Genomic DNA, 7183 nt, shown 5'->3' with positions numbered 1-7183 from the left:
GGAATATTGCCACGCAGGACTAATGGCGCTGTGCTAGCGAAGCGTGAAGAGTGGATGCAGCGCGCTTGTGGTGTGTAAAGAGTTTGTAGGGAGGGTTTAGCGAGTCACAAGGGATGTAACAGCACGTTACATTAGCGATATGAATGAATTGACTAACTAACACACTGATGTATTAGAACTATCGGCCTGGCCAGCCAAATCTTTAGGGTTGGAAGAAAAAATTCAGCGTTTCAGTGCTTAACTGGCTTAATTTTAACCAATTCGTGCGTTTTTTGGTGCCGGGTCAGCGGGTTAGCGCTTAACAAAATGAAATCGATTTCATCCGGTAAGAGTATCGCGTGAAAACGCTACGCAGCACGGTCCTGCCTGCGTCGTCTGACGGATACCTCTCCCGCGTACGGGAGAGGCATTGCCTGAGGGGAAAATCGCGCCTTGCGGGGCTAATTACGCCAGCTTCTGAAACGTCGCGACCTTGTTATCGCTACCGTGGCTGGCGCTGCGTGCCGGCAGCGTGTTCAGATCGTTCAGGAAGCTTTCCCGCCAGTGCGAAATGTCCTGCTTACGCAGTACGGCCATCATGTCGTTATAGCGCGAGATACGCTCGGTGCGCGGCATGGTCAGCGCGCGGTCCAGCGCCGCCGCCACATCATCACGATCGTACGGGTTAACGATCAGCGCAGAAGTCAGCTCGTTGGCCGCTCCGGCAAAGCGCGACAGCACCAGCACGCCCGGATCGTCCGGATCCTGCGCCGCGACATACTCTTTCGCCACCAGGTTCATGCCGTCACGCAGCGGCGTAACCAGCCCCACGTCGGTCAGGCGGAAAATCTTCATCAGCAGACGGCGGTCAAAATGCTGGTTGAGATAATAGAGCGGCGTCCAGCCCAGCGTGCCGTATTTACCGTTAATGCGCCCCGCTTCCGTCTCCAGCTGGTGACGAATATCCTGATAGGCCTGCACGTCGCCGCGCGAGGTCGGCGCAATCTGTGAGTAGCGGATTTTGCCGCGGTGCTGCGGGAAGTTTTCCAGCAGCGCTTCATAGGCAAGGAAACGCTCCGGCAAGCCTTTGGAATAGTCGAGACGCTCACAGGCGATAATATTCTGCAAATCGCCCAGCTCACGCTTCATCGCGGCCATCTTCGGTGGCAGCGGCCCTTCCGCCATCTCTTTAATGCTGTCCGGCTCGATACCGATGGGGTAAACCTCGGTCATAAAGGTGTTGCCAAAGGCGCGATGCTTCTTCTCGCCTTTATTCTGCAACTGCGTCAGCTGGCTCAGGCTGTCGAGAAACGCCACGCGATCGGATTCTGTCTGGAAACCCAGCAGATCGTATTCACACAGCATTTCCAGCAGTTCCTGATGCGGCGGCAGCGCATTGAAAATTTCCGGCGTCGGGAACGGGATATGCAGAAAGAATCCGATTCGGTTATTGATGCCCTGTTTACGCAGTTCAGCGGCAAACGGCAGCAGGTGGTAATCGTGGATCCACAGGATATCGTCCGGCTTGATCAGCGGTTTCAGCCGCTGCGCCAGCAGGGTATTCACGCGGCAGTAGCCTTCCCAGGCTTCACGCTGGTACTGCACCAGATCGAGGCGATAGTGGAACGCGGGCCAGATCACCGTATTCGAAAACTGGCAGTAGTACTGATCGTAATCGTTTTGATTGAGGGGGAATGAGGCATAGGTAATGCCGTCTTGTTCGATCTGGGTAAGTTCCTCATCTTCTTCACCGGAAAACTCACTGATCTCTCCGTTCCAGCCAAACCACAATCCTCCGGTGGTCTGCAGCGCATCCAGAATGCCGACGGCGAGACCGCCTGCGTTGGTTTTGCTTCCATCAGGAATAGCGATACGGTTAGATACGACGACTAAACGACTCATAACCTAAACTCCTTACCGACGTTGTCATGTTCTAGTTGTAATAATAGTTGTTCCAGCCAGTGCCAGACCGCTGCCACATCGGGCAGACGATAGCGCGCCTGGCTTGGACCTTCACCGACCTTGACCGAGATGCCGTGCATGGCATTGACTGCAAGAAAGCCTTTCTCATCGGTCAGATCGTCGCCCACAAATACCGGAATGCGACCGGTAAATGGCGCTTCCTGCATAAATTCGCGTACCGCAGCACCTTTATCGATGCCCTGCGGTTTCAGTTCCACCACACATTTACCTGGCTGCAGCGCCAGCGCCGGAAAGCGGGTTACCGCCTCTTCGGCCAGTTGCATGATGGCGTTTTCATACTCTGGCGCGTTGCGGTAGTGCAGCGCAAAGGCCATGCCTTTTACTTCCAGCAGCGTACCGGGCCACTGGTCAAGGGTCTGCTGCAGTTCAACCTGCAGCGTTTGCGCCACCTCATCGGGCAGCGACTGACGATGCAGATGTCCGCTGGCATCGCGGCGCTCAGCGCCGTGCACGCCCGCTGCCGGGGCTTCCAGCGGCGCGACCAGCTCATCCAGCTGGCTGATCGGACGGCCGGAAACCAGCGCCAGCGCGCCGTGACTTAAATTAGAAATTTGTTGCAGATGCTGGCGCACCGATGCGGGGATGGAAACCGACTCGGGCTGCGACTGAAGCGCGGCCAGCGTGCCGTCAACATCAAAAAAGAAGGCGTAAAGTCCGCCACTTAGCGACGGCAGGATGCTGTTCTCATTAACCGCAGGGGTCACGTCTCCTCCTGTATCTGAACGTAAACGGGCAGTCTGTTCGCAGGCAGGCAGGAAGTGAGGAGGTTTTTCCGTAAACACGGGAATCGAAAGGGTAACGCTCCAGAACTAAACGAAATTTTCATCAACACTGCAACCGCACTACGAACGTCGGCAACATTAAGTGTAGACAACAATTGAAGTTTCGCCAGACGGGCGCACAGAGTTCTTAGCGAAGAGTGCACTTTTCAGCGGTTTGCGCGGCAAAAAACTGAATTCTGCTGTTTTTCATACGCTTCGCTTTTTTTACCGCGGGCAGACTTGATCATAGCAAAAACCGCCTGATACTGTATATAAAAACAGTATCTATGGAATATTCGCTATGACGCGTTTCTTTTTGCCACAGCTTTCACCGCCTTCGCGCTCCCGCCCGCTATTCCTTGACGCGGTGCACGGCGGTTTCCCCTCACCCGCTCAGGACTACATTGAGCGCCAGATTGATCTCAATGAGCTGCTGGTGACCCGCCCGAGCGCCACCTATTTTGTGCGCGTCGAAGGCGACTCGATGCGCGATGCCAATATCCGCGAAGGCGACCTGCTGGTGGTCGACAGCTCACTCAATGCCCGGCACGACGACATCGTGATCGCCGCCATTAACGGCGAGTTCACCGTCAAGCGGCTGCAGACGCATCCCTGCGTACAGCTGATGCCGATGAATCCGCGCTATCAGCCCATCCGGCTGCGTGAAGAGGAGGAGCTGGAAATTTTTGGCGTGGTGACGTTTATTATTTACGCCGCACGCATCCAGCGTTAGCGCATCGTTTCGGCGCGGATCATCTCAATCAGCCGGCGTAAACCCGGGTGCAGCTGGCGACGGTCGGGGTAATACATCACCAGCGGTTCGTCTTCGCTGCACCAGTCCGTCAGCACGCGCACCAGCTGCCCGCTCGCCAGCTGCGCCTGTACGTAGCGCTCCGGGCAGTAGCCGAGACCGTAACCGCCGGCGACCGCATCAATAATCATGTCGCTCTCATTGAGCGTCAGCGTGCCCGGCACATCGACCTCATACGCCACCTTGCCCTGCGCCAGCGGCCACTTATACAGCGTGCCATTGCCAAGACGCATGCGAATACAGCGATGGTTGCGCAGATCGTCCGGATGCTGCAGCGGCGGCGCGTCGCGCAGGTAATCGGGTGACGCCACCACGATCCAGCGCAGTTTGGGCGTCAGCGGCATGGCGATCATGTCTTTCGGTACGCTGGCGCCGTAGCGAATCCCGGCGTCATAGCCGCTGCCGATGATATCCACCAGATTGTTATCCACCGTAATTTCCAGGCTGAGCTCCGGATAGGTCGCCATAAAGCGCGCCAGGATCGGCCGAAACAGCAGCTGCCCGGCATCACGCGGGATGTTCAGCCGCAGGCGGCCGCTGGGTGATTCGCGATACAGGTGCAGATCGTTCAGCGCCAGCTCAATCTGCGCAAAGCCGGTTTCCAGATGGCGCAAAAAAGCGGCACCGGCGTCCGTCGGCACCACCGCCCGGCTGGTGCGGTTGAGCAGGCGCACGCCAAGACGCGCTTCAAGACTGCGCAACGTGTGGCTGATGGCCGACGTGGTGACCCCGAGTTCCAGCGCGGCGAGGCGGAAACTCTTGCGCCGGCAAATCAGCAGAAAAACATTCAGATCGGCCAGTTCATTACGTTGCAGGGCGGGCATTTTCGTGTCTCCTGACTCATTGCCTCGTTGAATCTGATTCAACTTCAGATGAGCTATCATAGCGAAGCTACCGTACCGGACGCTATGCGCACGTGGCATGGCGGGCAAAACGTCACTTTTTACCCTGAGCTCATGATGCTGCCCGAAGACCGAAAAGACGCTATTTATCGCTACCTGTTTGCGAAACGATCGGCCACCATTCACGAACTGGCCACGCTGATGGCGGTGTCGGCGATGACCATCCGCCGCGATATTAAATTCCTGCAGGACGCCGGCCTGGTGGTCGGCATACACGGCGGCGCCAGGCTGCCTGCCGTGGTCCATCAGGCATTGCCGTATGTGGAGAAGGCTCAGCTGAACGCGCACGCCAAACAAAGCCTTGGCCGTTATGCTGCGTCACTGGTACAGGATGGCCAGGTGGTCTACCTCGATGCCGGTACCACCAGCTATGAAATTGCGCGTGCGTTAGGCGATCAGGCAAGTCTCACCGTGCTGACTAACGACTTTACGATTGCCGCCTGGCTGATGCGCCACAGCCACATCACGCTATTTCATACGGGTGGCAAAGTCGATAAACGGCATATTGCCAGCGTGGGTGCCATGGCGGCGACCGCCCTTGCCTCGTTCAATATTGATCTTGCCTTCCTCAGCGCCAGCGCGTGGGATGTCACGCACGGCCTCTCGACACCCGACGAAGACACCTTGCTGGTGAATCAGGCGGTGCTGGCCGCCTCAGCGCAGCGTTATCTGGTGGCTGACAGCAGCAAATATGGTCGTTACAGCGTGTATTCCGTGTGTAAGCTGCAGCAGCTGGACGGCGTGATCACCGATGACGATTGCCCCTGTGCTGCCGTTGAGGAGATGAAACAGCGTGATATTCGTCTGCACCGGGTAAATCGCCGCGGCTGAGCGGCTCTCTGCGCATCCCGATAAAGGTCATTAATTAAAAAGGAGGCGCGAACGCCTCCGGTGGCTACAGGGAAATCACATCGACTATTTATTATGGGGCACGGTTTACGGCGTAGGGGCGACTTTAGGATTGGAGCTGAACCAGCCGCGGCGATCCTGCCAGTTGCCATATTCATCCACAATCGCCCCTTTGCTGTTGGCCATCAGGAAATGATAGCTTTCCAGTTTTTTCAGCGACAGCGTTTCGCCCTGATGCTGAATGACGACATTGTGGCTTTGCACCGGACCAAAACTTTTCGGCGTCGGCGGAATATCCGCTGATGCGGCGCCAATTTCTGAGAAGTTATATACCCAGCCATCGAGGACGCGCCATGATTCATGTTTTGCCGGACGTGCCGGCGGCGCGCTAATCGGCATGTGTCGATGCTCCGGAATCATCTGGTTCGGCAGCAGATACATGGTCATAGCGTAATAACCGTAATCCAGATTATTGACCCAGGTGATGCTGGCCAGGCCAACATGCTGATAATCGCCCAGCCCGAAATCATTGACCCACAGCTGCTGGCGCATGGCCGGCGTCAGCGTATGACCGTAAGAAGCGAGCAGTTGCGCTATTGCATCTTTCGCCACCTCTTTCTGGAAGACGCCATTTTTATAGAAATCTTTATTGGTATAAACGTGATGCGGCTGAGCCGCAACGGATGCGGTGGCATTGAGCGCCAGTAAGGCCGCAGCGAACGCCAGAGCAGGTTTTGTCATAATTCACCTCCTGTTTATGACAGCCATGTTGATGCAAATAAAAATTTCACCGGCCGGTAAAACGCAAGGGTGGCCAGCGCGGAGAACAGAGTTGCAGATGGCGATACGGAGGGGAAATTCATTTAGAGAATCGGATCTATCTAATTATCAGATACGGCTGTGCTTTTTTGTGATTATTAACAAATAATCACAGGCTATTCTGCCCGGTAAAGCATCCAGCTGCTGGCGGGCGCAATTTATCTGCTGCTAAAGAAATTCTTAAAATGTTGGTTGCGCTCGCAATTGTGACAGGCGCGCGGCCAATTGTGTTTGACCTGCTTTTCACATCAATGCACACTGGCGGGCGTGAAAAACGGCAGATGAAGAGCCAAGAGATGTTGCAGAATTATAGTCAGCGCGTCCATTTCTATTACTGCATTCTGGTTGCGTTAAAACTCTATGTGAACAGCAAGAAGTCCGGCGGCGTACGCGGGAAAAATAACTTTTTGCTGAAGTGGTTACGCAACGCGCAAAACAACACCATCTTTCATCCAGACATCACCAGTGAAATTGAATGGCTGCGCGGCAAAATTATCAGCGCCGGACCGGATGCCGATTTAGAACCGATGCTGCAATACGTTTACGAGACAGCAAAACGCGCCGAAACGTTGCGTCTCGGGCCGTAATCGCACGGACTGCGCATTGCATTACCCCTGTCCGCAGGCAAAAAAAAGGGGGCAACGCGCCCCCAACCACTACAAAAATTTCATCCCTGACGCCCTGGTGCGGGTTCCCTTCCGGCTGACGCTAAGTCTCTTCGCGCTGGCTACGCGTTACAGGGTTAGTACCAGCACGCTGATCAATAACCAGCAGCCCGCGCAAAATGCACCCGCCGCCACCCAGGTTAACGCCCGGGTATTTAAATGACAGATATCGCGTTGCCAACGTTTAACCGGCTGCATAACCACTCCTGAAAATACATTCTCATTATGCCTGGCAGAGGATTGCCGTGAACTGAGGATAAGCTTGTCATGCATTAATATTCCTGACCATCGGATGTGCTTACCGGTTATGTAGGCGCAGGTACATCCCATTAATTACCGCTTATATCGCCGGCGAGACGAAAAATGCCGCAGGTGTGCAGATCGCAATAGCGTCTTTTTCGCGCCGTTTGTCAT

General features: G+C 55.4%; 8 protein-coding genes. 3 read left to right on the top strand and 5 right to left on the bottom strand.

The genetic code is table 11. The features are described from left to right. Nucleotides 1-444: 444 nt before the first annotated feature. Nucleotides 445-1881: an alpha,alpha-trehalose-phosphate synthase gene (gene otsA, locus QMM04_RS19550; protein ID WP_021506284.1), complete on the bottom strand. Its 1437-nt coding sequence runs from the start codon at nucleotides 1879-1881 to the stop codon at nucleotides 445-447. Continuing rightward, entirely contained in the window at nucleotides 1878-2666 is a 789-nt protein-coding gene (gene otsB / locus QMM04_RS19545; protein WP_264239648.1) for a trehalose-phosphatase, read from the bottom strand. Before otsB ends, otsA begins: the two co-directional genes overlap by 4 nt. 358 nt (nucleotides 2667-3024) lie before the next feature. Between otsB and umuD the strand changes: the two genes are divergently transcribed. Continuing rightward, nucleotides 3025-3456, top strand: a complete 432-nt coding sequence (gene umuD / locus QMM04_RS19540; protein ID WP_058757656.1) for a translesion error-prone DNA polymerase V autoproteolytic subunit — start codon at nucleotides 3025-3027, stop codon at nucleotides 3454-3456. Here the strand turns inward: umuD and QMM04_RS19535 are convergent. After that, nucleotides 3453-4358, bottom strand: a complete 906-nt coding sequence (locus tag QMM04_RS19535; protein WP_058769675.1) for a LysR family transcriptional regulator — start codon at nucleotides 4356-4358, stop codon at nucleotides 3453-3455. The genes umuD and QMM04_RS19535 overlap by 4 nt on opposite strands. 132 nt (nucleotides 4359-4490) lie before the next feature. On the opposite strand from QMM04_RS19535, the gene QMM04_RS19530 reads away from it, so the two are divergent. Next, nucleotides 4491-5267, top strand: a complete 777-nt coding sequence (locus QMM04_RS19530) for a DeoR/GlpR family DNA-binding transcription regulator (protein ID WP_282996805.1) — start codon at nucleotides 4491-4493, stop codon at nucleotides 5265-5267. Between the two features lie 105 nt (nucleotides 5268-5372). Here QMM04_RS19530 and QMM04_RS19525 read toward each other — a convergent pair whose 3' ends face one another. Continuing rightward, nucleotides 5373-6026 carry a hypothetical protein gene (locus QMM04_RS19525; protein WP_058769674.1) on the bottom strand — a complete coding sequence of 218 codons (654 nt, stop codon included), beginning with the start codon at nucleotides 6024-6026 and terminating at the stop codon, nucleotides 5373-5375. 374 nt (nucleotides 6027-6400) lie between these two features. On the opposite strand from QMM04_RS19525, the gene QMM04_RS19520 reads away from it, so the two are divergent. Further along, nucleotides 6401-6691: a hypothetical protein gene (locus QMM04_RS19520; RefSeq protein WP_031279201.1), complete on the top strand. Its 291-nt coding sequence runs from the start codon at nucleotides 6401-6403 to the stop codon at nucleotides 6689-6691. A 147-nt stretch (nucleotides 6692-6838) separates the two neighbouring features. Here the strand turns inward: QMM04_RS19520 and QMM04_RS19515 are convergent, their stop codons facing one another. Further along, nucleotides 6839-7042: a hypothetical protein gene (locus QMM04_RS19515; RefSeq protein ID WP_282996804.1), complete on the bottom strand. Its 204-nt coding sequence runs from the start codon at nucleotides 7040-7042 to the stop codon at nucleotides 6839-6841. Between the last annotated feature and the right edge of the window lie 141 nt (nucleotides 7043-7183).

It is taken from the genome of Pantoea sp. Pa-EAmG, from assembly GCF_030024295.1.
GTDB classification, from domain to species: domain Bacteria; phylum Pseudomonadota; class Gammaproteobacteria; order Enterobacterales; family Enterobacteriaceae; genus Pantoea; species Pantoea dispersa.
Note: the sequence above shows the minus strand (reverse complement) of the source record. Positions and strands in the feature narration are given on the sequence as shown.

Excerpts from the sequence above, each read along its gene's own strand:
- otsA (WP_021506284.1), bottom strand. The coding sequence starts at position 1,881 with ATGAGTCGTTTAGTCGTCGTATCTAACCGTATCGCTATTCCTGATGGA.
- umuD (WP_058757656.1), top strand. The coding sequence starts at position 3,025 with ATGACGCGTTTCTTTTTGCCACAGCTTTCACCGCCTTCGCGCTCCCGC.
- QMM04_RS19535 (WP_058769675.1), bottom strand. The coding sequence starts at position 4,358 with ATGCCCGCCCTGCAACGTAATGAACTGGCCGATCTGAATGTTTTTCTG.
- QMM04_RS19530 (WP_282996805.1), top strand. The coding sequence starts at position 4,491 with ATGATGCTGCCCGAAGACCGAAAAGACGCTATTTATCGCTACCTGTTT.
- QMM04_RS19525 (WP_058769674.1), bottom strand. The coding sequence starts at position 6,026 with ATGACAAAACCTGCTCTGGCGTTCGCTGCGGCCTTACTGGCGCTCAAT.
- QMM04_RS19520 (WP_031279201.1), top strand. The coding sequence starts at position 6,401 with ATGTTGCAGAATTATAGTCAGCGCGTCCATTTCTATTACTGCATTCTG.
- QMM04_RS19515 (WP_282996804.1), bottom strand. The coding sequence starts at position 7,042 with ATGCATGACAAGCTTATCCTCAGTTCACGGCAATCCTCTGCCAGGCAT.